The following is a 20,715-nucleotide window of genomic DNA, read 5'->3' as shown; positions in this document are numbered from 1 at the left end:
ACCTTTCCCTCAAACCGGCGGAAACCGGAACCGTCCCGCGATCCGCGCCCGCCAGGGCGCCGAGAGCGGGCTTTCGACCACGCCATGCCGGTCATAGGCATGCACGAAGCTGGCCCGCTCGCCGGATTCCGCCACTATCCCCATATGCTTGGCGACCGCCCCGGCCCGCATGCGAAAGACCAGCACGTCGCCCGGTCGCTCGGCGGGCGCAGGCAGCAGGAACCGCGCCGCGCCGCCCAGCAGCAGTTCGACCCCGCCGACCTCGCCCCAGTCCGGCGTATAGGCCGGCATGGCCTCGGGCTCGGCGCCGAAGAACTCGCGCCAGATGCCGCGCACCAGCCCCAGGCAATCCGTCCCCGCCCCCCGGACCGAGCCCTGATGCACATAGGGCGTGCCGATCCAGGCCCGCGCCGCCGCCACCACCGCCGCTTCTGCCGCCGCGCTCATCGGTTCACCTTGGGCGCGATCAGCCAGTCCTCGGGCGGCAGATGCGGAAAGCCGCGGAAGTTCAGGTGGTTCAGGAACTTCATCCGGCAGGTCTCGCCCCGCTTGTCGCAGCCCGCGACCAGCCGCACCCGGTCCCCCGCCGCCGGCCGGATGCCCAGCGCCGTCCAAAGCTCGACCTCGCGCCGGGCGCCCGGCAGGACGGCATCCGCCTTGACCAGACCCGACAGCCCCGCGGCCGCGCCCGTCAGCACCACCAGCTGGCCATGCTCGAACCAGCGCGCATCATGCCCGGCCACGCCCGACAGCATAAGCCGTCCGCCCTCCTCCGAGACCACCGCCCCCTCGGCCGAATAGCCCGGACGCGTCAGGTCGAAGCGGCACTGTCCATCGCCCAGCGCCGCCGAGCAGCGGGGATGATAGACCCGCCCCTGCGCCTTGTTCAGGGGCTCGGACAGCCCGCGCAGCTCGGCCCGGAAGGCCGCGCCGCTGCGCACCACCTCGCCCAGATGGCCGCGAAAGATCAGCCGCCGGTTGGCGGTATCGGCCCAGTCCACCTCCCACAGCCGCACATCGGCCGCGTCCCAGCGCCCCGCCATCAGGTCGCGCTCGGTGATCGCCGCATCCGACAGCGCACCCACCGCCTCGCTGTTGTCGACCGACAGGCCCAGCCCCTGCACCACCGCCCGCGCGCTCAGCCCGCTGTCGGGGCGGAAGGCGATGCCCTCGAAGGACAGCGGCCGGTCGTGATCGGTGAATCCCAGAACCACCCCGTCCCGCCGCCGGACCGCCCAGGCCCGCGCAATCGTCTCGCTCATAGCCGCACCTCCACCACCGGCACCTGCGGCAGGTCGCCGGCCTGGAACGACGCGACCGAGACCGCGATGCGGTCGGTGTCGAAGCGCACCGGCACGTCGAACTCGAACCCCGCCGTGACCATGGCCCCGGCCTCGGGCGGCGCGGCAAAGCGCAAGACCCCCGTCGCCATGTCCACGGCGAAATCCACCCCGGCGCGCAGTTCGACATTGCCGACCCCGGCCAGCACCGTGCCCTCGACCGGCTTCGCCACCGGCCGCCAATAGCGCGCCGGCCCCGAGGCATAGGCCTTGCGCAGCGCAAATTCCCGCCGCACCCCGTCGCCCATGCCGATCTCCTGATCCAGGAAACTCACCGCCGCGCTTGGGGCGCAGGACTTGCAATCCGCCCAGTCCTTCCAGCGAAAGCCGTGCATCTGCCCGGCCCGCGCCTCGAAAAAGGCGATCAGCGCCGCCACATCGTCCAGCGAGCGCAGCCCCAGCCCGGCGTCATAGCGCCGCCGCGAATGCGCCCAGGGCGTGCGCCGCTCCTCGTGGCCGTTGGTCAGCGCGACGATTTCCGTCCGCCGCTCCGGCCCGCCGACCGAGCCGAAGGACAGGTTCGCCGGGAACCTGATCTCGTGAAATGCCATGGCTCACCCGTTCCTTTCCCCGCGCGCCAGCAGCCGGCCCATCTGGGCGGCGATCTGGCTCTGGCTGCGCTGGAACCCCGCCACGTCGGGGGTCGAGACGTTGAAGGTCACGCTGACCGGCCGCCCCCCGCCCTGGGCCGCGACCCCCAGCCGCCCGTCCGCGCCGCGGCGCAAGGGCATGATCGCCTCGGCCCCGGCCTCGCCCATCAGCCCGGTCGCGCCGCGCATCGGGAAATAGGTCGGCTGGCTCACCACGCCCCCCTTGGCAAAGGGCATCACCCGCCCCTGCGCGAAGGCGGCGCCATCCGCAAAGGGCAGCGCCGCCGAGACCATGCCGTTCACCCCCTGCGCGATCGCCCCGGCCAGCGCCTGCTCGATCGGCTTCATCGCCACGGCGAATGCGCTGTCGGCCATGCTGCGCGCGATGCCCTTCAGCGCGTCCGACAGCTTCATGCCGTCGAAGGCCAGCCCCGAGAACGCCCGGCGCAGCCCGCTGCCGATGCCCGATGTCAGCGTGCCCACCTCGCGGTTGGTATGGACCATCGAGGCCCGCAGCCGCGCCAGCTCAGCGTCGAACGCCGCCGCCAGCCGCGCGCTCTGCTCCAGCCCCCGGCCCAGCGCGGGACCGTCCTCGTCCAGCCGGTCCAATCCGTCCTTGTTCGCCATGACGGCGCCTCCTTTTCCCTCATGCTAACCGGCGGGCCGGTCGGGATAGCGCGCGACCAGCTCGGCCAGCCGGTCGCGCGTCATCGCCGCGCCCCGCGCCTCGACGCCCAGCATCAACGCCAGCTCGGCCGGGGTCAGCGCCCAGAACTCGGCCGGCGTCAGCCCCAGCCCGCCCAGCCGCGCCGGACCCAGGCCCATGCGCATCAGCCCCGGCCAGTCCAGCCCGCCGCTCATGCGCCCTCGATGCGAAAGGCCCGCGCCAGCAGCGCCGCCGCCGCATGGGCCGCGGCGACCGGCCCGCCGCGCAGGTCCGCCGAGGCCAGCGCGTCCATGCCGCCCGGCCAGCCGCCCGCCCGCAGGCCCGCGACCAGCACCGCCATCACGTCGCGGCTGGAAAACCGCCCGCCCTCGAAGCGCTCGACCAGCGCGATCATGCTTTCCGCGCCCAGCTCGGCCTCAAGCCCGGCCAGCGCGCCCAGCGTCAGCCGGGCGACATGGCGCCGCCCGTCCAGCCAGATCTCGACCTCGCCCGCCAGCGGATTGGCCATCTCAGAACGCGACGAAGCTGATCGCGCCCGCGCTTGCCATGGAAATCTCATAGGTCGCCTCGCCATTGTAACTGCCCGCATATTCCAGCGCCGTGATCTGGAACGGCCCCTCGACCGTGCCGAAATCCGGGATCACCACCTGGAAGCGCGGCACCTCGCCGTCAAAGAACACCTGCCGCGCGCGCTCGTCCGTGGTCCCGTCCCGGAACACCCCCGACCCCGAGATGCTGGCCGAGCGCACCCCCGCGCCCGCCAGCAGCTCGCGCCAGCGGCCCTCGCTCTCCAGGCTCGTCACGTCCACCGTCTCGGCATTGAAGCCCAGCCGGGTCGCCCGCAGCCCCGCCACGGTCTCGAAATGCCCGTCGCCGGTCATGTCCATCTTGATCAGCAGGTCGCGTCCGTTCTGCACCGCCATCACCGTCTCTCCTCAACCCAGGTCGATGCGCGCGCGAAAGGTCAGGTCGACCCGCCGCCCCGCGCCGTTTTCCGCCCGCCGCGCCCGGGCGCGCAGGAACCACAGCCCCGCCAGCCGGCCCCGGTGCAGCGCGATCTCGGCCGTCTCCAGCGCCTCGCTGACCGCGACCGCCGCCGCCTTGACCGCGCCGAAGCCGCCCGCCGCCTCGGCCCCCGACAGCACCGAGACGACGAAATCATGCACCGCTCCCGCCGCCGTCATGTCGCCCGCGTCCCGCACCTCCTCGGGGCCCAGCGAGACATAGGGGCCCGCCGGCGCCGCCACCGGCATCGCGTCATAGATCGCGTCGCCCACCAGTTCGTGCAGCGCCGCATCCTCGCGCAGCACCCGATAGACCGCCGCCTGCAGCGCGGCCGTTCCCAGATAGCTCATGCCAACGCCTCCTCTTTCGCGACGCAGACCAGCCAGCGCCCTTGCGGGTCGCTTTCGGCCACAGCCTCGATGCGGAAGCGCCGGGCATCCGCCCCCTCGCCCAGCCGCAGCCGCTGCTCGGGGCGCGGGCGGCGCGCATCGCCGGCGGGCGCCGCCCGGACGGTGATCCGCCAGGTCACGACGCTCTGCGCCCCCACCTCGGCGAAACGCTCAGCCCCCGCGCCCGACCGCATCTCGGCCCAGATCAGCCCGACCTCCTGCCAGGAGAGGGCAAAGCCGCCCATCCCGTCCGGCTCGCGGACCGGAGATTCGAGGACCAGCGGCACCGTCAGCCGCGGCGCGCTCATGCCCGGCCGCGCGGAGTGCCGCGCCCCCCCAACACCCGGACCAGGCGCCAGCGTTCGATCAGCGCGCTGACCCCGAAGGGCATCGCGCCCTGCGTGCCCTCGAAGCTTCGGTCCTCGTGATAGCGCGCGGCAAGCAGCAGCACCGCCTGCGCCAGATCAGGAGGCACCCGCGACCATGCGGTCCCGAAGCCGGCCAGGAAGGTGATGGAAACAGAACCGCCCGAAGGCACCGAGGGCAGGAAGGCCCCCACCGGCCTCAGCATCGGCCGCTGCACATCCGGCACCAGCCGGTAACGCGCCGGATCGACCAGCGTCACCGCACCCGCCGCGTCGGCGATCTCGACCCGCTCGACGGCCTCGACCGGGGCCAGCGGCAGCGGCTGGCCCATGGGGTCGCGCCATTCCTCCAGCCGCAGCCGGAACTGCCGGGCCAGCAGCACCTTGCCGGTGCGCGCCTCGATGGTGGCGATGGCCGCGCGCAGGAAACCCGCCAGCGCCGCGGTCTCGGCCGCGTCCTCGGTCATGCCGAAACCCGTTCCCAGCCGCAAATGGTCCCGCAACCCCGCGACGGGCAGCGCCTCGGTTGCGGGCGCCGTCACTTCCACAAGCATCATCTTCATCTCTCCCACTCGCAGGGGTGCCGCATCCTCTGGACGAAAAGGGGGCCGCGCATATCCGCCCTCGCGCGCGCGGACAGTGGCTTGCCGGTCCGGCGGACATTGCCCGCGCGGCCCCCGCTTCGGCCCTGGATCAGCCGAAGACCATCAGCTTGACGGCGCGAGCATCGGTGACGCCGCCCCCGACGCGCTTGGTGGCATAGAACAGCACATGCGGCTTGGCCGAGAAGGGATCGCGCAACACGCGCAGGTCCGGGCGCTCGACGATGGTATAGGCCGAGCGGAAATCGCCGAAGGCGATCGAGAACGAGCCGCGCGTGATGTCCGGCATGTCCTCGCAGACCAGAACCGGATAGCCCAGCAGCTGCGCCGGCTGCCCCATGGCCAGGCTGTCCGCCCACAGGAAGCGGCCATCCGCATCGCGCATCTTGCGCACCGCCGCGGCGGTCTTCGAGTTCATCAGGAAGCTGGCATTGGCCCGGTATTGCGCACCCAGCGCATAGACCAGGTCGATCAGCGCATTGGCCGGGTTATTGGCGGCAAAATCGCCGTCCCCGCCCGAAGGAATGGTGCCGATCTGCACATTGGTCGCCGTGCCGTTCGGCGCCTTGGTATGGGTCAGGAAGCCCTTGGGCTTGTTGACCCCGTCGCCATTGACGAAGGCCGTGGCCTCGGCGCGGGCGAATTTCTCGGCGATGCGGCCGGCCAGCCAGGTCTCGACGTCGAAGGCGCTGTCGTCCAGCAGCCGCTGGCTGGCCTTGGGCATGGCCGAAAGCTCGTGCACCGGGATCACCACCCGCTGCACGGTCGAGGTTCCGGTCTCGCCCTGGGTGCCGGCCTCGGTGGACCAGCCATGGGCGATATCGCCCATATCGACCAGCACCTCGTAGGTCGCCGATTCCACCGTCACCACATTGGCGACCCGGCGCAGCGAGGCGGTGACGTTCAGCGCCTCCTGCACCTGCAAGGCCACGGTCGGCGCCGCCAGGAAGCCGCCGTCGCTGGTGGTGGTCATCGCCTTGCCCTCCAGCGGCAGCCCGCGCAGCGCGCCGTCGTCGCCGTGGCGGATATAGGCGTCGAAGGCCTTCTGATGCGGCGCGCCCTGATCGGCCTCGGCCGACAGAGGGGCGCGGGCGCGGGAAATGGTCTTGCGGTCCAGCATGGTCATGCGTTCTTCCTGTGCTTCCAGTCGTTTCTGAATATCGGCGCGGAATGCCTTGAGCTCATTGACGAACCCCAGCATCTCGACCCCCAGCTCGCCGGGCATGTCCGCCCCGGCCGCGGCTTTCACCTCGGTCATGGTCCCCTCCATCTGGTGAAATTCACTCGGCGCGCAGCGCCCGCGTCGCGGCCCGGAAGGCCGCCGCCAATTCCAATGCGCCATCGGACTTGGGGCCCACCTTGGCCTCGGCCAGCATCGGGAAGGTGACCAGAGACACCTCCCACAGCTCGACCTCGGACAGAAGCCGCCGGCCCTTGCCGTCACGCTCGGCGCTCACGGTGCGATAGCCGATCGACAGCCCGTCGATGGCCCCGGCCTCGACCAGCGCCGCCGCCTCCCTCGCCTGGGCGATTTCGGGCAGAAGCCGCCCCTTGACCCAAAGCCCCTTCTCGTCCTCGCGGATCTCGTCCCAGACGCCGATGGGCTTGGCGGGATCGTGCTGCCACAGCATCCGCACCTTGTCCCCCCGCGCCACCAGCCGCTTCAGGCTGGCCGCATAGGCGCCCCGCACCACGATATCGCCGCCCTGGTCGGCCAGGCCGAACAGGCTGGCATAGCCCTCGATCCGCGTGCCATCGGCGACCAGAGAGCCCCCTTGCGCATATTTCAACTCCAGCCCGTAATCCTTTGAATTCACGTCAACCTCCTTTCGGCGCATATTCCAGGATCGACTGCACCGCCTGGGTCAGGATCACCGCGACGACGCCATAGACCGTCATCCACAGGCGCCGCTCCAGCCCCTCGATCAGCGCCTCGATCCGCTCCAGCCGCCGCTCCACCTGGCCGAATTGCAGCGCCATGATCCGCTCCTGCGTGTCGAAACGCTGGTCGTGCCAGTCGAAGGGCTCCTTCACGAAACGCGAGCCCTCCATCTCATTCCTCCGCCAGCGGCGGCAGCCCCAGCGCGGCGCGCTTCTCGGCCTCGGTCAGGAAGGCGGCGTCGCCGATACGCCGCCAATGGCTGTCGCGCTCCTCGGCCAGCGCCGGCACCTGGTCGGGATCGGCGCGCAGGTCGATCTCGGCCCCCAGATGCTCGGAAAGCCACCAGGCCACGGCGCTGGCCACGCGCGAGACCAGCGGCAGCACCGTCAGCCGGTAGAAGGCCCGATGCGCCTCGGCGTAATTGGCATAGGTCGCCTCGCCGGGAATGCCGATCAGCATCGGCGGCACCCCGAAGGCCTGCGCAATCTCCCGCGCCGCCGCCAGCTTCGTCTCGTGAAACTCCATGTCAGCGGGCGAGAACCCCATCGGCTTCCAGTCGAGCCCGCCCTCCAGCAGCATCGGCCGCCCGGCATTCCTCGCGCCCTGGTGGTGCATCTCCATCTCGGTCACCAGCCGGTCGTACTGGTCCGGCGACAGGCTGCCCTGCCCGTCCGCGCCCTTGTAGACGATGGCGCCGCTCGGCCTCGCCGCATTGTCCAGCAGCGCCTTCGACCAGCCGGATGCGCTGTTGTGCACATCCACCGCCACCGCCGCCGCCTGCATCGGCGACAGCCCGTAATGGTCGTCCAGCGGATGGAAGCTGCGGATGTGGCAGATCGGATCGGGACTGCCCGCCATGTCGAAGCGCATCTTGCGCCCGCCCACGCCATATTCATAGGCGACGGGCCAACCATCCGGCCCCGGCACCACCGCCATCCGGTCCGAGCGCAGCACATGCAACTCGCCCGGCAGCCCCCCGGCGCCCTCGCCCACCGCCTCCAGATAGCCGTTGCCGCTCAGCAGGATCTGCCCGAACAGCGCCTCGAACAGCTCGGCCCGGCCCTGGCCCGGATTGGGCCGGCGCAGCAGGTCCAGCACCGGATGCAGGTCATAGCGCCGCTCGCGATCCTGGCAGACCAGCGGCACGGCGGCGGCCGCCTCGGCGATCAGCCGCACGGCGCGAAACCCGACCGGATTGCCGACGAAGCCCGTCCGCGTCAGCGAAGCGGTGTCGCGCGGCGACCAGACCACCCGCCCCGAACCCGCCGCCAGCGCCACCACCTTGCCCGCGGCGCTTGCCTTCTTCTCGACCTCCGCGGGCGCAGCCCCCCGCCCGAACCAGGGAAATGCCATCGGTCCCTCCTGAATCTCCAATGAAAAAGGGCCGCTCGCGCGACCCTCCACGGACCCCCAACGGCCCTTCTTTCTTGCGTAAATATCCCGGGGTCCGGGGCAGAGCCCCGGTCCGGCGCTACAGCCCCCGCACCGCCGGCCGCCTCCAGGACGCCGCCGGTTCGATCACCAGCTCGTGGATCGCCCAGACCAGCGCATCCAGCCGGTCGGGCGAGCCGCGCCCGTCATAGCCCGCCACGGACATGCGGCACATCTGGTCCTCCAGCGCGCCCAGGCCGCGCAGGTGATGCACCCGACCCTGCTCGTAAAGCGCCGCCACCGGCTCGGCCCGCAGCCCCTTGCCGCGCCCGGCCCGCAAGGCCCGGAACGGCACCAGCGGATCGACCTGCCGGATCACGCTCTCGACCAGGTCGCCGCCCTGGTTGACCTCGGCCACCAGCCGCTCGGCGCCGTGCCGCTGCATCGCGGCGACGGCGGCCCGCGCCCAGTCCAGCGGCCCGCCCCGGACCGAGGCATCCTCCAGCACATAGGCCCGCCACTCCGTCACCGGCCCCTCGCTGACCACGCCGGCGACCACGATGCCGCATTCGTCCGAGGCCGCGCCCGAGCTCACCGCCGGATCGACCGCCACCACGATGCGCGACAGCCGCGGCGCCGCCTCCACCCGGCAACGCTCCAGCATCGGGGTCGTCCACAGCGCCCCCTCGACATCCTCAAGCAGCAAGCCCTCCAGTTCCTGCCGTCCCAGCCGGGTGCCGGCGTAGCGTGCCTCGACCTCGGCCAGGAAGCTCTCGGCCAGATAGGCGCGGTTGGCCTCGGTCGGCGCATGGGTGGTCACGGTCGAGGCATTGCCCAGGATCCGCTTCAGCACCGCGACGTTCTTCGGCGTGGTGGTCACCACCTGCTGCGGATGCTGCCCCAGCCGCAGCGCGAATTGCAGCATGTCCCAGGTCTCCTCGGCCTTCTTCCACTTCGCCAGCTCGTCGACCCAGGCCGCGTCGAATTGCGGCCCGCGCAGCGCCTCGGGCTCATGCGCCGAATAGAGCTGCGCGGTCGCACCATTGGGCCAGACCAGCCGCCGCCGCCCCGCCTCCCAGACCGGGCGGCGGTCCGGCGGAGAACAGGCCAGAATCCCCGACTCGCCGAACACCATCACGTCCCGCGCCTGATCGAAGGTCTCGGACACAAGCGCCACGCGCTGCGCCCGCCCGGGAGCGTCCGGGGTCGCCCCCTCGACCTGCGCGCGCACCCATTCGGACCCGGCGTGGGTCTTGCCCGCGCCGCGCCCGCCCATGATCACCCAGGTCTTCCAGTCGCCCTCGGGCGGCAGCTGATGCGGCAGCGCCCAGAACTCGAAAAGCCAGGGCAGCGCGGCCAGCGCATTGTCGCTGAGCCCGCCCAGGAAATCATCAACCTCCTGCGGCGCGGCGCAGGCAAGCCAGGCGGCGCCCGATCTCGTCTCGTGCCGCGACAAGGTCGAGTGCGCCTGCACCGACCTGTCCGGCAGCATCCTTGCGAAGCTTGTCAACCCTGCTCCTTTCCTCCAGCACCATCTGGGTCGCGGCCCGAAGGTCACGCACCAGCTTGCCGGATTCCTTCAACTCACCCGTCTCGCCTGCCTGGATCTTTTCCCGCAGCCGGGTCAGATCCGCCGCATAGGACCGAAACAGCCCGTCCGCGATGTCCAGCACGCTCATGTCGGGCGCCGTGGCGGCGCCGGGCACGAAAGGCCCTTCCGGCGCCTCCGGCCCCGGATCGAAACTCATGGTCATTCTTGATCGCCCTGCCCTCGTGTGCCTGTCCGCACGAGCGAGACATGAAAAAAGCGGCCCAAGGTCATCGACCCGGCCGCTTGCCCATCTCTCCCAGCATGGGTAATTTCTACTTCAGGGCGTTCGCTGAGCCAACGCAAAACCAAAGGTTGCATCGCCCAGCGCCGTTTTCCCCCGCAATAACAATCGATTGCCTCACGCAACACCGCAACGCACGCCCGGCGCAACACCCGCCGCCGGGGCACTGCCGTGCCTTCACCGTTTCCCAAATACTCAAAAAAAACCGGCCGGCCCGCGCCAAGGGCCGGCGCCGGTCAATCCCCCTGCACCGGGGAAAGCGGCTGCCCGCGTTGCCGCTCGATCTCGCGCCAGCGCGCGACGTTCTGGTTGTGCTCCTCCAGCGTGCGGGCAAAGGCGTGCCCGCCGGACCCGTCAGCGACGAAGAACACGTAATCCGTATCCTCGGGGTCCAGCGCCGCCGCGATGGCCGCCCGGCCGGGATTGGCGATCGGCGTCGGCGGCAACCCGTCGATCTGATAGGTGTTGTAGGGCGTCCGCCGCCGCAGTTCGGACCCCCGGATGCCGCGGTCCAGCACCCCCTTGCCGCCGGTGACGCCATAGATCACCGTCGGGTCGGTCTCCAGCCGCATGCCCTGCCGCAACCGGTTGACGAAGACGCTGGCCACCACCCGGCGCTCGTCCGGCACCCCGGTCTCCTTCTCGATGATCGAGGCCATGATCAGCGCCTCTTCCGGCGTCTCGTAGGGCAGATCCGGCTCGCGATTCTCCCAGGCCGCGGCCAGGAACGCCGCCTGCCGCCGCTCCATCTCGGCCAGTAGCCCGGCGCGCTCGGCGCCCTTCTCGACGTCATAGGTGTCGGGCGCCAGGATGCCCTCGTCGGGCACTTTCGAAACCTCGCCGCCCAGGAACCCGGCCTGCTTCAGCCCCTCGACCACCTGCCAGCTGGTGACGCCCTCGGCGACCGAGATGCGCAGCCGCGCGTCCGGCTTCGCTTCCGCCGCAACGATGACCTCGGGCGCCGGCTCGCTGGCGGGATTGTATTTCGCCTGCTCGGCAAAGACCCCGGTCTCGGCATCCATGTCGCGCAGGATCACCGAATTTTCCCGCACGCCGATGCGGAACACCACCTCGGTGCCGCAGGTGCTGGGACCGCCGGCGGTGATGACCCGGACGATCTCCTCCATGCTGGCCCCCGGCGGCATCAGATAGGAGCCGTATTTCAGATCGCGCGATTTCCCGGCATAATCGGCGCCCGCCCGGAACACATAGGCATTGGACACCACCCCCTGCTCGGCCAGCTGCTGGCTGACCGCGTTCAGGCTGGCGCCGGGGGCGACCCGGACGCAGGCGGCCACGGCGCTGGGACCGGGCTTGGTGTATTCGTGCTTGCCCCAGGCGATGGCCGCCGCGACCGCGATCAGGATCACGATCAGCAGCGTCAGGAAGTTCGACGCGATATGGCGCCAGATCATTCCTCGACCCGCCCCATCACCAGGCTGGCATTGGTGCCGCCGAAGCCGAAGCTGTTGGACAGCACGTAATCCACCTTGCGCCGCACGGCGGCATTGGCGGCCAGGTCGACCGGGGTCTCGCGCGCCGGATTGTCCAGGTTGATCGTCGGCGGGCAGATCTGGTCGCGCAGCGCCAGGATACAGAAGATCGCCTCGACCGCCCCCGCCGCGCCCAAGAGGTGCCCGATGCTCGACTTGGTCGAGGACATGACCACATCGCCCGCGGCCTCGCCCAGAAGCCGCTCGACCGCGCCCAGCTCGATCACGTCGGCCATGGTCGAGGTGCCATGCGCGTTGATATAGTCCAGGTCGCCCGGCGACAGGTTGGCGCGCTTCAAGGCATTGGTCATGCTGCGGAATCCGCCGTCGCCGTCCTCGCTGGGGGCGGTGATGTGATAGGCGTCGCCCGACAGGCCATAGCCCAGGATCTCGGCATAGATCTTCGCGCCGCGCGCCTTGGCGTGCTCGTATTCCTCCAGCACGACGACGCCGGCGCCCTCGCCCATGACAAAGCCGTCGCGGTCCTCGTCCCAGGGGCGGCTGGCAGCCTTGGGATCGTCCTCGCGCTTGGTCGACAGCGCCTTGCAGGCGTTGAAGCCGGCGATGCCGATCTCGCAGATCGGGCTTTCGGTGCCGCCCGCGACCATCACGTCGGCATCGCCCAGCATGATCAGCCGCGCCGCGTCGCCGATGGCATGGGCGCCGGTCGAGCAGGCCGTGACCACGGCATGGTTCGGCCCCTTGAAGCCGAACCGGATCGAGACCTGGCCCGAGACCAGGTTGATCAGCGCGCCGGGAATGAAGAAGGGGCTGACCCGCTTCGGCCCGCGCTCCTTGATCAGCACCGCCGTGTCGGCGATCGAGGACAGCCCGCCGATCCCCGAGCCGATCATCACCCCGGTGCGCTCGCGCTCGTCCTCGTTCGCGGGCTCCCAGCCGGAATCCTTCACCGCCTGCGCAGCGGCGGCCATGCCGTAAAGGATGAAGTCGTCGACCTTGCGCCGGTCCTTGGGCTCCATCCAGTCGTCGGGGTTGAAGCTGCCGCCCGTGCCGTCGCCGAACGGGATCTCGCAGGCATATTTCGTCGCCACATTCGCGGTGTCGAACCGGGTGATCGGTCCGGCGCCGGATTCTCCGGCCAGAAGCCTCGACCAGGTCTCCTCGACCCCCGAGGCCAGCGGCGTGACCATCCCCAGACCGGTGACGACAACTCTGCGCATGCACGGGCTCCCTTCGCAACGCTCAATCGGGCAGGTTCTACACGCGCGCCGCCCGCCGCGCAACGCAAAGCGGCCCTGGGCCGGCAAGCCGCCGCCCCACCGGTCCGGCGCCATTCGGGCAGGATGGCAACACCCCTGAAAGCAATGGGAACCGCACCTGCGGGCGCTCGTTGAACTCATCGGGAATCGGCCTATTCTGCGGCCGAGCCCCTCTCTTGCAGACGCTCCCATAGGAAAGGACGACGCCGGATGACCACGCAGACACAGGCCAGCGCCCAGGCCGCCCTGGACGAGATCCAGACCGTGACCGCGGTCGTCCTGCCCGAGCCCCCCGCAGCCGCCCCGAAACTGGCCGAGGCCGAGCCCGCCGTCGCCGAAGAGATCCGCAAGCGCATGGCCGAGGTGGACATCCGCGACTCCGGCTCGATCGTGCATTTCGGCGCCCGGGCCCAGAACGAGCTGCAGGAAATCAGCCAGGCCATGCTGGCCGACGTCAAGAACAAGGATGTGGGCCCGGCCGGCGAATCCCTGCGCGAGATCGTGACCACCATCCGCGGCTTCTCGGTCAGCGAGCTGGACGTGCGCCGCCAGCGCAGCTGGTGGGAGAAGCTTCTGGGCCGCGCCGCGCCCTTCGCCAAGTTCGTCGCCAATTACGAACAGGTGCAGGGCCAGATCGACCGCATCACCGCCGATCTCGATCAGCACCAGCACCGGCTCTTGAAGGACATCAAGTCGCTCGACCTGCTCTATGACCGCACGCTGAACTTCTATGACGAGCTCGCGCTCTACATCGCGGCGGGCGAGGAGAAGCTGGCCCAGATCGACCGCGACGAGATCCCCGCCAGGGAAGCGGCTGTCGAGGCCGCGGCCGAGAACGACAAGGTCATGGCCGCGCAGGAACTGCGCGACCTGCGCTCGGCCCGCGACGACCTGGAGCGCCGGGTGCACGACCTCAAGCTGACGCGGCAGGTGACCATGCAGTCGCTGCCCTCGATCCGGCTGGTGCAGGAAAACGACAAGTCCCTGGTCACAAAGATCAATTCCACGCTGGTCAACACCGTGCCGCTGTGGGAAACGCAGCTGGCGCAGGCCGTGACCATCCAGCGCAGCGCCGAGGCCGCCCGCGCGGTCAAGGAGGCGAACGACCTGACCAACGACCTTCTGACCGCCAACGCGAAGAACCTGCGCGAGGCCAATGCCCAGATCCGCACCCAGGTCGAGCGCGGCGTCTTCGACATCGAGGCGGTGCGCACCGCCAATGCCGAGCTGATCTCGACCATCGAGGACAGCCTGCGCATCGCCGACGAGGGCCGCACCCGCCGCGCCGCCGCCGAAGAGGACCTCAAGGCGATGGAGGCCGAGCTGCGCAAGACCCTCGCCTCGGCCAGCGCCCGATCCCCCAACCCAGCATCGACGCCATCGTGACCCTGCCTGCCCGTCCCTCCCTGCACCTGACCCTTGCGCTGGCCCTGCTGGCGCTGCTGGCCGCCTGCGCGCCCGAGCCCCCGGCCGAGGCCCCGCCGCCCCCGGTCGAGGCCCCGCCGCCGCCCGAGCGCCCCGAACCACCGCCGGTCGATCAGGCCGCGCTGCGCCGCGAACGCGCCGAAAGCGCCCGCGCCGCCACCGCGCGCGCCGAGGCCGCCGCCGCCTCGCCCGCCAGCCGCAACATGCGCGACTATCTCGCCGGCGTCGAGGAGGCGCTGATCGCCCGCGGCCGGCTGCGCACCGATCCCGGCACCGAGATCGCGCTGACCCCGGAAAAGCTGGCCGAGGATTTCATCGAGGTGGCGCTGCACGACGAATATGTGCGCGAGGGCGGCAAGCTGGTCTCGCGCCCGACGCCCGCGCCCTTGCGGCGCTGGCAGCAGCCGGTGCGGGTGCGGCTGGAATTCGGCGACTCGGTCGCCCCCGCCCAGCGGGCCCGCGACCGGGCCGAGATCGCCGGCTATGCCGCGCGGCTCCAGCGCATCACCGGCCATCCGGTCGCGCTGACCGGCGCCTCGGGCAATTTCAACGTGCTGATCCTGAACGAGGACGAGCGCCGCGCCATCGGCCCGCGCCTGTCCTCGCTGGTGCCCGGCATCCCGGCCGGCGACATCGCCGCGCTGCGCGACCTGGCGCCGCAGAACTATTGCACGGTCTTCGCCTATTCCAACGGCAACTCCCCGGCCTATGCCCAGGCCGTGGCGCTGATCCGGTCCGAGCTGCCGCCGCGCCTGCGCCGCTCCTGCATCCACGAGGAACTGGCGCAGGGCATGGGCCTGGCCAATGACAGCCCGCGCGTGCGTCCCTCGATCTTCAACGACGACGAGGAATTCGCCTATCTCACGCAGCATGACGAATTGCTGCTGAAGATCCTCTACGACCCCCGCCTGCGCCCCGGCATGACCGAGGCCGAGGCCCGCCCCATCGTGCTGCAGATCGCCCGCGAGCTGCTGGGAACCGAGGTGTGACAGGGCCCCGCCCCGCAGCGACCGGAACGCCAGGCCCAGCCAGGCCGCAATCCCCGCCAACAGGCGCAGAACTCGGTCGGGCGGGCGGTCCGGCGGCTTCGGCATGGCACATATCCGGGATCGGGGGCGGGGCGGCATTTCCGCCTGGCTATCACCCTTTCTTCAAGAAAAGATGAATCCGCGCCGCCATCGCCACCCTCTCCTCGCTTGACGAGCGGGGCGGCCTCGGCACTATCCTCAAGGGCAGCCCGCGGCCTCGCAACGAAAAAGGCAGACCCATGTCCCTGTTCAACATCCTCGGCGGCGAGTTCATCGAGATCATCGAATGGACCGACGACACCCGCGACACGATGGTCTATCGCTACCCGACCGTCGGCAAGGCGATCAAATACGGCGCCAAGCTGACCGTGCGCGAGGGCCAGGCCGCCGTCTTCATCCACGAGGGGCAGCTGGCGGACGTGTTCCAGCCCGGCCTCTACATGCTGGAAACCAACAACCTGCCGATCCTGACCCGGTTGCAGCACTGGGACCACGGCTTCCGTTCGCCCTTCAAGTCCGAGATCTATTTCGTCAACACCACCCGCTTCAACGACCTGAAATGGGGCACCAAGAACCCGGTCATCGCGCGGGATCCGGAATTCGGCCCGGTGCGCATCCGCGCCTTCGGCACCTATTCCATGCGCGTGACCGACCCCGGCCGCTTCATGACCGAGATCGTCGGCACCGACGGCGAATTCACCCGCGACGAGATCAGCTTCCAGCTGCGCAACATCATCGTGCAGGAATTCTCGCGCATGATCGCGGGCTCGGGCATCCCGGTGCTGGACATGGCGGCGAATACCGGCGATCTGGGCCAGATGGTCGCCAAGGCGATCGGCCCCACCGTCGCCGCCTATGGCCTGACCATCCCGGAATTCTACATCGAGAACATCAGCCTGCCCGACGAGGTGGAAAGGATGCTCGACAAGCGCACATCGATGGGCATCGTCGGCGACCTGAACCGCTTTGGCCAATACGCCGCATCCGAGGCGATGCTGAACGCCTCGAACCAGCCCGGCGGCATGGGTGCGGGAATGGGCGCGGGCATCGGCGCCGGGCTTGGCGCGGGCATGGGCGCCGCCATGGCGCAGCGCGGCCCCTGGGGCGCCGTGCCCCAGCAGCAGGCGCCGCAGACCCCGCCGCCGCTGCATCCCGAAACCGTCTGGCATATCGCCGTGAACGGCCAGGCCGACGGCCCCTATGGCCGCGCCCATCTCGGCCGCCTGGTGCGCGAAGGCGGCTTCACCCGCGAAACGCTGGTCTGGACCCCCGGCCAGGACGGCTGGAAACCGGCCGAGGAGGTCGCCGAACTCGCCCAGCTCTTCACCGTCGCGCCGCCGCCCCCGCCGCCGATCCCGAAGGCGGAGTAAGCCGCCGGAATGCCGACGCCGCCCTCGGAATACCGCTATCCTTGCGAGAATTGCGGCGCCAGCCTGGAATTCTCGCCCGGCCAGCAAAGCCTGGTCTGCCCCTATTGCGGGCATGAAAGCCATATCGGCCCCGGCCCCGCCCGCGCGCCCTCCCGCCAAAGCCAGCAGGGGCCATGGGGCGAAAGCGCCATCCTGCTCGACCCGGCGACCGGGCGGGCGCTGCAATGGGACGGCGGGCACAAGTCGCCGCAACTACAGGAATTGCCGCTGGAGCACGGGCTTTCGCTGGACCGGCACAGCGACCTGACCGAGACGGTGCGCACCCTCTCCTGCCCGAATTGCGGCGCCAAGGTCGAGATCACCAGCGACCGCCACGCCTCGGCCTGCCCGTTCTGCGCCACCGCCGTCGTCACCGACACCGGCGCGACGCGCCACATCAAGCCGCAGGGCGTGCTGCCCTTCGTCATCACCGAGGCGCAGGCGAAAGCCGCGCTCGAGGACTGGCTGCGCGGGCTGTGGTTCGCCCCCTCGGGCCTGACCGCCTATGCCCGGCGCGGCAAGAAGATGAGCGGGGTCTATTCGCCCTTCTGGACCTTCGACGCCGACACCGCCTCGCGCTACAGTGGCGCGCGCGGCGACTGGTATTACGAAACCGTCTACGTCACGCAGATGGTGAACGGCCGCCAGCAGCGGGTGGCGCGGCAGGTGCGCAAGACGCGCTGGACCCCGGTTTCGGGCCAGGTGGCACGGAATTTCGACGATGTGCTGGTGCTCGCCTCCAGCGCGCTGCCGCGCCGCATCACCGATGCGCTGACGCCCTGGGACCTGTCGCATCTGGTGCCCTACCAACCCGAATACCTGGCCGGCTTTCTGGCCGAGGGCTATACGATCCCGCTCGGCTCGGGTCATGGCATCGCCCGGCAGGAAATGGCCGGGGTGATCGCCATGGATGTGCGCCGCGCCATCGGCGGCAACGAGCAGCGCGTCACCGGCATCGAGACCCGCTTCGCGAACGAGACCTTCAAGCATATCCTGCTGCCGGTCTGGACCGCCGCCTATCGCTACAACGGCAAGAGCTATCGTTTCGTGGTCAACGGCCAGTCCGGCCGCGTGCAGGGCGAGCGGCCCTGGTCTGCCTGGAAGATCGCCCTTGCCGTGCTGCTGGCGCTGGCGCTGCTTCTGGCGGCGCTTTGGCTGAACGAGCGCGGCGGTTTCATCCGCTTCGGCGCCGCCGACCTGACGCCGGATATTTCCATCAGCGGCAGTTACCGCTATCAGGAGACAGGAGCGGACGGTCCCGCCGTCCGAAGCGGCTAAGAAACGGGAGGGGAAGCCGATGATCCTTTGCGCCGGGGAATCGCTGATCGACATGGTGCCCGAGGGCGCCCATTACCGGCCCCTGCCCGGGGGCGCGGTCTACAACACCGCCATCGCGCTTGGCCGCATGGGCATCGACACGGGCTATCTCTGGCCGATCTCGCGCGATACCTTCGGCGAGATGCTGCTGCGCCCGCTGGCCGAGGCGGGGGTGGATACCGGCCTTTGCCCGCGCAGCGACCGGCTGACCACGCTGGCCTTCGTGACCCTGACCGGGGGCGAGGCGCGCTATGCCTTCTACGACGAGGGCTCGGCCGGCCGGATGCTGGCGCCCGAGGACCTGCCCGAGATCCCCGACGCGGTCTCGGCGCTGTTCATCGGCGGCATCAGCCTGGTCCCCGATCCCTGCGGCACCGCCGTCGAGGCGCTGGTGGAACGCGTCCGCCACCGCATCCCGGTGATGCTGGACCCCAACATCCGCCCCTTCTTCATCGCCGACGAGACGGCCTATCGCGCCCGGCTCGACCGGCTGATCGGCATGGCCGACCTGGTCAAGCTCTCGGGCGACGACCTCGACTGGCTGATGCCGGGCGCAAGCTTCGAGGAGGCCGCCGCCGCGATCCTCGCACGCGGGCCGCGGGTGGTCTTCCAGACCGGCGGCTCGGCGGGAGCGCGGGCGCATTGGTCGGGCGAGCCGCTGGCCGCCCAGGCCCTGCGGGTCGAGGTCGCCGACACCATCGGCGCCGGCGACACCTTCAACGCCGGGGTGCTGGCCGCGCTCGACCGCGCGGGCGTGCTGACGCGCGAGGGGCTGGAGCGCCTGACGCCGGAGGCCGTCGCCCAGGCGCTGGCGCTCGGCACCCGGGCGGCGGCGATCACCGTCTCGCGCCCCGGCGCCAACCCGCCCTGGGCGCACGAGCTTTCCGCCCTGCCGGCCTGACCCCAGACGGGAAGCCTCGGCCCTAGCCGTTCCGTCGCGACATGGGTATTTGGAAAACAGAGAAGCCGCCTTTGCCCCAAACCGACCGGCAGGACGGAATTCGGACATTGGGGAAACCGTGAAAGCGAAGAGGCCGCGCCCTGCGGCCCGGCCTTGGCTTCTCTGTTTCCCAAATACCCAAATCGCAGCCGCTCAATCGGCACCGGCCGCGCCCGGCTCTTGCGGCCGCTGCCGTCTTTCAAAAGCCGCCCGCGCGACGGTGTCGGTCAAAGCGCCTCGAAGGCCGCCTTCTGCCGCTCCGTCCAGCGCAGGCGCAGATGCACGCCGTCCTCGGCCAGTTCCTCGGCCACCACCACGCCGCGCTCATGCAGCCAGGCCCGGCGCCGGCCGTCCGAATGCGGCAGCACCAGCTCGGCCTCCAGGCGCGGCTCGTCCAGCGCCTCGGCCAGCCGCGCCTCGATGGCGGCCAGCAATGCCTCCAGCCCCTCGCCAGACAGCGCCGAGATCGCCTGAACCCCCGCGGTCCGCGCATCGGTGCGCCGCAGCGCCGCGCGGGTTTCGGGCGAAAGCGCGTCGATCTTGTTCCAGACCTCGATCAGCGGCACGTCCTCCTCGACCCCCAGCGATTCGAGGATCTCGCCGACATCGCCCGCCTGTTCCTCGGTCTCGGGATGCGAGATGTCGCGGACGTGCAGGATCAGGTCGGCGGCCAGCACCTCTTCCAGCGTGGCGCGGAAGGCGGCGACCAGCTCATGCGGCAGGTCGCTGATGAAGCCCACGGTGTCGGACAGGATCACCCGGCGCCCGCCCGGCAGCACCATTTGCCGCATGGTCGGGTCCAGCGTGGCGAAAAGCTGGTCCTGGGCCAGGACCTCGGCCCCGGTCAGCCTGTTGAACAGCGTGGATTTCCCGGCATTGGTATAGCCGACCAGCGCCACGATCGGATAGGGCACCTTGGCGCGGGCCTTGCGATGCAGCTCGCGGGTCTTGACCACCCGCTCGAGCTGCCGGCGCAGGCGGATCACCTGCTCGTCGATGGCGCGGCGGTCGGCCTCGATCTGAGTCTCGCCGGGGCCGCCGACGAAGCCCAACCCGCCGCGCTGGCGTTCCAGGTGGGTCCAGGCCCGGACCAACCGGGTGCGCTGATAGGCCAGCGCCGCCAGTTCCACCTGCAACACGCCCTCGCGCGTCTGCGCCCGGTCGGCGAAGATTTCCAGGATCAGCCCGGTGCGGTCGAGGATCTTGACGCCCCATTCCTTTTCCAGGTTGCGTTGCTGCACCGGCGTCACCGGCCCGTCGATCAGCACCAGTTCCGCCCCCTCGCCTTCGGCGGCGGCCTGCAGGTGCTCGCCGATCTCCTCGCGCTTGCCCTTGGAGAACAGCATGCCCGGATCGGGATTGCGCAGCCGCGCCACTTCGGCCCCCGTCACCGCGATGGCGGGCAGCGCATGGGCGAGCGCCACGGCCTCTTCCAGCGCCAGCTCGGGCGAGCGGCGGGTGCGCGAATTGCCCAGATCGGGATGGATCACATAGGCGCGGGTCGGCCGCTCGCGGGTTTCCGAGGGCTCGGCCAATCAATCCTCGCCGTCATAGAGGCTGATCGGCTGCCCCGGCATGATGGTGGAAATGGCGTGCTTGTAGACCAGCTGCGACTGTCCGTCGCGGCGCAGGAGCACGCAGAAATTGTCGAACCAGGTGATGACACCCTGCAATTTCACACCATTGATAAGGAAAATCGTGACCGGGACCTTGCCCTTGCGCACATGGTTCAGAAAAGCGTCCTGGAGGTTCTGTTTGTCGCCGGCCATTCGGGGCACCTTGTTCTTATCGCTGGTTTTCAAGACTTAGGCGAGCGGGCAGCCGCTTGCAAGCATGTGTC

At 70.1% G+C, this 20,715-nt stretch carries 25 protein-coding genes; 5 read left to right on the top strand and 20 right to left on the bottom strand.

Going from position 1 to position 20,715, the window contains the following annotated elements; all coding sequences use genetic code 11:
* Positions 1–9: 9 nt before the first annotated feature.
* From LOS78_RS12190 to fabF, 18 genes are all read right to left on the bottom strand, one after another.
* Positions 10–447, bottom strand: a complete 438-nt coding sequence (locus LOS78_RS12190) for an NlpC/P60 family protein (RefSeq protein WP_230378396.1) — start codon at positions 445–447, stop codon at positions 10–12.
* Positions 444–1,262 carry a DUF2163 domain-containing protein gene (locus LOS78_RS12185; RefSeq protein ID WP_230378395.1) on the bottom strand — a complete coding sequence of 273 codons (819 nt, stop codon included), beginning with the start codon at positions 1,260–1,262 and terminating at the stop codon, positions 444–446. Before LOS78_RS12185 ends, LOS78_RS12190 begins: the two co-directional genes overlap by 4 nt.
* Positions 1,259–1,891 carry a DUF2460 domain-containing protein gene (locus LOS78_RS12180; protein ID WP_230378394.1) on the bottom strand — a complete coding sequence of 211 codons (633 nt, stop codon included), beginning with the start codon at positions 1,889–1,891 and terminating at the stop codon, positions 1,259–1,261. The genes LOS78_RS12185 and LOS78_RS12180 overlap by 4 nt, the downstream gene beginning before the upstream one ends.
* Before the next feature lie 3 nt (positions 1,892–1,894).
* Positions 1,895–2,557, bottom strand: a complete 663-nt coding sequence (locus LOS78_RS12175) for a phage tail tape measure protein (RefSeq protein WP_230378393.1) — start codon at positions 2,555–2,557, stop codon at positions 1,895–1,897.
* Positions 2,558–2,581: 24 nt separating this feature from the next.
* Positions 2,582–2,791: a phage tail assembly chaperone gene (locus LOS78_RS12170; RefSeq protein ID WP_036760250.1), complete on the bottom strand. Its 210-nt coding sequence runs from the start codon at positions 2,789–2,791 to the stop codon at positions 2,582–2,584.
* A complete protein-coding gene (locus LOS78_RS12165; RefSeq protein ID WP_036760252.1) occupies positions 2,788–3,105 on the bottom strand; it encodes a gene transfer agent family protein in 318 nt (105 codons plus the stop codon). Before LOS78_RS12165 ends, LOS78_RS12170 begins: the two co-directional genes overlap by 4 nt.
* Position 3,106: 1 nt before the next feature.
* Positions 3,107–3,520, bottom strand: a complete 414-nt coding sequence (locus tag LOS78_RS12160) for a phage major tail protein, TP901-1 family (protein ID WP_024843686.1) — start codon at positions 3,518–3,520, stop codon at positions 3,107–3,109.
* Positions 3,521–3,532: 12 nt separating this feature from the next.
* Complete coding sequence (locus tag LOS78_RS12155; RefSeq protein ID WP_230378392.1) at positions 3,533–3,952, bottom strand: DUF3168 domain-containing protein; 420 nt, start codon at positions 3,950–3,952, stop codon at positions 3,533–3,535.
* Positions 3,949–4,299 (bottom strand): head-tail adaptor protein, encoded by a 351-nt coding sequence (locus tag LOS78_RS12150; RefSeq protein ID WP_230378391.1) that lies wholly within the window; start codon positions 4,297–4,299, stop codon positions 3,949–3,951. Before LOS78_RS12150 ends, LOS78_RS12155 begins: the two co-directional genes overlap by 4 nt.
* Complete coding sequence (locus tag LOS78_RS12145; protein ID WP_230378390.1) at positions 4,296–4,913, bottom strand: hypothetical protein; 618 nt, start codon at positions 4,911–4,913, stop codon at positions 4,296–4,298. Before LOS78_RS12145 ends, LOS78_RS12150 begins: the two co-directional genes overlap by 4 nt.
* A gap of 136 nt (positions 4,914–5,049) precedes the next feature.
* Positions 5,050–6,216, bottom strand: coding sequence for a phage major capsid protein (locus LOS78_RS12140; protein WP_230378389.1), 1,167 nt, complete (start codon positions 6,214–6,216; stop codon positions 5,050–5,052).
* Between the two features lie 22 nt (positions 6,217–6,238).
* Positions 6,239–6,796 carry an HK97 family phage prohead protease gene (locus tag LOS78_RS12135; protein WP_230378388.1) on the bottom strand — a complete coding sequence of 186 codons (558 nt, stop codon included), beginning with the start codon at positions 6,794–6,796 and terminating at the stop codon, positions 6,239–6,241.
* The gene (locus LOS78_RS12130; RefSeq protein ID WP_019352420.1) at positions 6,777–7,010 is read right to left on the bottom strand and encodes a hypothetical protein; all 234 of its coding nucleotides are present in this window, start codon (positions 7,008–7,010) and stop codon (positions 6,777–6,779) included. Before LOS78_RS12130 ends, LOS78_RS12135 begins: the two co-directional genes overlap by 20 nt.
* Position 7,011: 1 nt before the next feature.
* The gene (locus tag LOS78_RS12125) at positions 7,012–8,193 is read right to left on the bottom strand and encodes a phage portal protein (protein ID WP_230378387.1); all 1,182 of its coding nucleotides are present in this window, start codon (positions 8,191–8,193) and stop codon (positions 7,012–7,014) included.
* Positions 8,194–8,311: 118 nt separating this feature from the next.
* Entirely contained in the window at positions 8,312–9,703 is a 1,392-nt protein-coding gene (locus LOS78_RS12120) for a DNA-packaging protein (protein ID WP_230378386.1), read from the bottom strand.
* Complete coding sequence (locus LOS78_RS12115) at positions 9,603–9,890, bottom strand: hypothetical protein (RefSeq protein ID WP_036697761.1); 288 nt, start codon at positions 9,888–9,890, stop codon at positions 9,603–9,605. The genes LOS78_RS12120 and LOS78_RS12115 overlap by 101 nt, the downstream gene beginning before the upstream one ends.
* Before the next feature lie 389 nt (positions 9,891–10,279).
* On the bottom strand, positions 10,280–11,458 hold the full coding sequence (gene mltG, locus LOS78_RS12110) for an endolytic transglycosylase MltG (RefSeq protein ID WP_230378385.1): 1,179 nt from the start codon (positions 11,456–11,458) through the stop codon (positions 10,280–10,282).
* Positions 11,455–12,717 (bottom strand): beta-ketoacyl-ACP synthase II, encoded by a 1,263-nt coding sequence (fabF, locus tag LOS78_RS12105; RefSeq protein ID WP_028712243.1) that lies wholly within the window; start codon positions 12,715–12,717, stop codon positions 11,455–11,457. The genes mltG and fabF overlap by 4 nt, the downstream gene beginning before the upstream one ends.
* A 249-nt stretch (positions 12,718–12,966) precedes the next feature.
* On the opposite strand from fabF, the gene LOS78_RS12100 reads away from it, so the two are divergent.
* The 5 genes from LOS78_RS12100 to LOS78_RS12080 all read left to right on the top strand — a co-directional run bounded on the left by LOS78_RS12100 (position 12,967) and on the right by LOS78_RS12080 (position 18,836).
* A complete protein-coding gene (locus LOS78_RS12100; protein ID WP_028712244.1) occupies positions 12,967–14,142 on the top strand; it encodes a toxic anion resistance protein in 1,176 nt (391 codons plus the stop codon).
* A complete protein-coding gene (locus tag LOS78_RS12095) occupies positions 14,139–15,170 on the top strand; it encodes a DUF2927 domain-containing protein (protein ID WP_028712245.1) in 1,032 nt (343 codons plus the stop codon). The genes LOS78_RS12100 and LOS78_RS12095 overlap by 4 nt, the downstream gene beginning before the upstream one ends.
* Before the next feature lie 278 nt (positions 15,171–15,448).
* On the top strand, positions 15,449–16,579 hold the full coding sequence (locus tag LOS78_RS12090; RefSeq protein WP_028712246.1) for an SPFH domain-containing protein: 1,131 nt from the start codon (positions 15,449–15,451) through the stop codon (positions 16,577–16,579).
* A gap of 9 nt (positions 16,580–16,588) precedes the next feature.
* The gene (locus LOS78_RS12085; RefSeq protein WP_230378384.1) at positions 16,589–17,896 is read left to right on the top strand and encodes a zinc ribbon domain-containing protein; all 1,308 of its coding nucleotides are present in this window, start codon (positions 16,589–16,591) and stop codon (positions 17,894–17,896) included.
* A gap of 19 nt (positions 17,897–17,915) precedes the next feature.
* Positions 17,916–18,836, top strand: coding sequence for a carbohydrate kinase (locus tag LOS78_RS12080; protein WP_230378383.1), 921 nt, complete (start codon positions 17,916–17,918; stop codon positions 18,834–18,836).
* A 266-nt stretch (positions 18,837–19,102) separates the two neighbouring features.
* Here LOS78_RS12080 and hflX read toward each other — a convergent pair whose 3' ends face one another.
* Positions 19,103–20,410 (bottom strand): GTPase HflX, encoded by a 1,308-nt coding sequence (hflX, locus tag LOS78_RS12075; protein WP_230378382.1) that lies wholly within the window; start codon positions 20,408–20,410, stop codon positions 19,103–19,105.
* Positions 20,411–20,644 carry an RNA chaperone Hfq gene (gene hfq, locus LOS78_RS12070; protein ID WP_017999735.1) on the bottom strand — a complete coding sequence of 78 codons (234 nt, stop codon included), beginning with the start codon at positions 20,642–20,644 and terminating at the stop codon, positions 20,411–20,413.
* Positions 20,645–20,715: the final 71 nt, after the last annotated feature.

The organism is Paracoccus sp. MA (assembly GCF_020990385.1).
In the GTDB taxonomy this organism is placed as follows: Bacteria; Pseudomonadota; Alphaproteobacteria; order Rhodobacterales; family Rhodobacteraceae; genus Paracoccus.
Note: the sequence above shows the minus strand (reverse complement) of the source record. Positions and strands in the feature narration are given on the sequence as shown.

What these genes read in the sequence shown, in the direction of transcription:
- LOS78_RS12190 (WP_230378396.1), bottom strand. Translation starts at nt 447, where the DNA reads ATGAGCGCGGCGGCAGAAGCGGCGGTGGTGGCGGCGGCGCGGGCCTGG.
- LOS78_RS12185 (WP_230378395.1), bottom strand. Translation starts at nt 1,262, where the DNA reads ATGAGCGAGACGATTGCGCGGGCCTGGGCGGTCCGGCGGCGGGACGGG.
- LOS78_RS12180 (WP_230378394.1), bottom strand. Translation starts at nt 1,891, where the DNA reads ATGGCATTTCACGAGATCAGGTTCCCGGCGAACCTGTCCTTCGGCTCG.
- LOS78_RS12175 (WP_230378393.1), bottom strand. Translation starts at nt 2,557, where the DNA reads ATGGCGAACAAGGACGGATTGGACCGGCTGGACGAGGACGGTCCCGCG.
- LOS78_RS12170 (WP_036760250.1), bottom strand. Translation starts at nt 2,791, where the DNA reads ATGAGCGGCGGGCTGGACTGGCCGGGGCTGATGCGCATGGGCCTGGGT.
- LOS78_RS12165 (WP_036760252.1), bottom strand. Translation starts at nt 3,105, where the DNA reads ATGGCCAATCCGCTGGCGGGCGAGGTCGAGATCTGGCTGGACGGGCGG.
- LOS78_RS12160 (WP_024843686.1), bottom strand. Translation starts at nt 3,520, where the DNA reads ATGGCGGTGCAGAACGGACGCGACCTGCTGATCAAGATGGACATGACC.
- LOS78_RS12155 (WP_230378392.1), bottom strand. Translation starts at nt 3,952, where the DNA reads ATGAGCTATCTGGGAACGGCCGCGCTGCAGGCGGCGGTCTATCGGGTG.
- LOS78_RS12150 (WP_230378391.1), bottom strand. Translation starts at nt 4,299, where the DNA reads ATGAGCGCGCCGCGGCTGACGGTGCCGCTGGTCCTCGAATCTCCGGTC.
- LOS78_RS12145 (WP_230378390.1), bottom strand. Translation starts at nt 4,913, where the DNA reads ATGATGCTTGTGGAAGTGACGGCGCCCGCAACCGAGGCGCTGCCCGTC.
- LOS78_RS12140 (WP_230378389.1), bottom strand. Translation starts at nt 6,216, where the DNA reads ATGACCGAGGTGAAAGCCGCGGCCGGGGCGGACATGCCCGGCGAGCTG.
- LOS78_RS12135 (WP_230378388.1), bottom strand. Translation starts at nt 6,796, where the DNA reads ATGCGCCGAAAGGAGGTTGACGTGAATTCAAAGGATTACGGGCTGGAG.
- LOS78_RS12130 (WP_019352420.1), bottom strand. Translation starts at nt 7,010, where the DNA reads ATGGAGGGCTCGCGTTTCGTGAAGGAGCCCTTCGACTGGCACGACCAG.
- LOS78_RS12125 (WP_230378387.1), bottom strand. Translation starts at nt 8,193, where the DNA reads ATGGCATTTCCCTGGTTCGGGCGGGGGGCTGCGCCCGCGGAGGTCGAG.
- LOS78_RS12120 (WP_230378386.1), bottom strand. Translation starts at nt 9,703, where the DNA reads ATGCTGCCGGACAGGTCGGTGCAGGCGCACTCGACCTTGTCGCGGCAC.
- LOS78_RS12115 (WP_036697761.1), bottom strand. Translation starts at nt 9,890, where the DNA reads ATGAGCGTGCTGGACATCGCGGACGGGCTGTTTCGGTCCTATGCGGCG.
- mltG (WP_230378385.1), bottom strand. Translation starts at nt 11,458, where the DNA reads ATGATCTGGCGCCATATCGCGTCGAACTTCCTGACGCTGCTGATCGTG.
- fabF (WP_028712243.1), bottom strand. Translation starts at nt 12,717, where the DNA reads ATGCGCAGAGTTGTCGTCACCGGTCTGGGGATGGTCACGCCGCTGGCC.
- LOS78_RS12100 (WP_028712244.1), top strand. Translation starts at nt 12,967, where the DNA reads ATGACCACGCAGACACAGGCCAGCGCCCAGGCCGCCCTGGACGAGATC.
- LOS78_RS12090 (WP_028712246.1), top strand. Translation starts at nt 15,449, where the DNA reads ATGTCCCTGTTCAACATCCTCGGCGGCGAGTTCATCGAGATCATCGAA.
- LOS78_RS12085 (WP_230378384.1), top strand. Translation starts at nt 16,589, where the DNA reads ATGCCGACGCCGCCCTCGGAATACCGCTATCCTTGCGAGAATTGCGGC.
- LOS78_RS12080 (WP_230378383.1), top strand. Translation starts at nt 17,916, where the DNA reads ATGATCCTTTGCGCCGGGGAATCGCTGATCGACATGGTGCCCGAGGGC.
- hfq (WP_017999735.1), bottom strand. Translation starts at nt 20,644, where the DNA reads ATGGCCGGCGACAAACAGAACCTCCAGGACGCTTTTCTGAACCATGTG.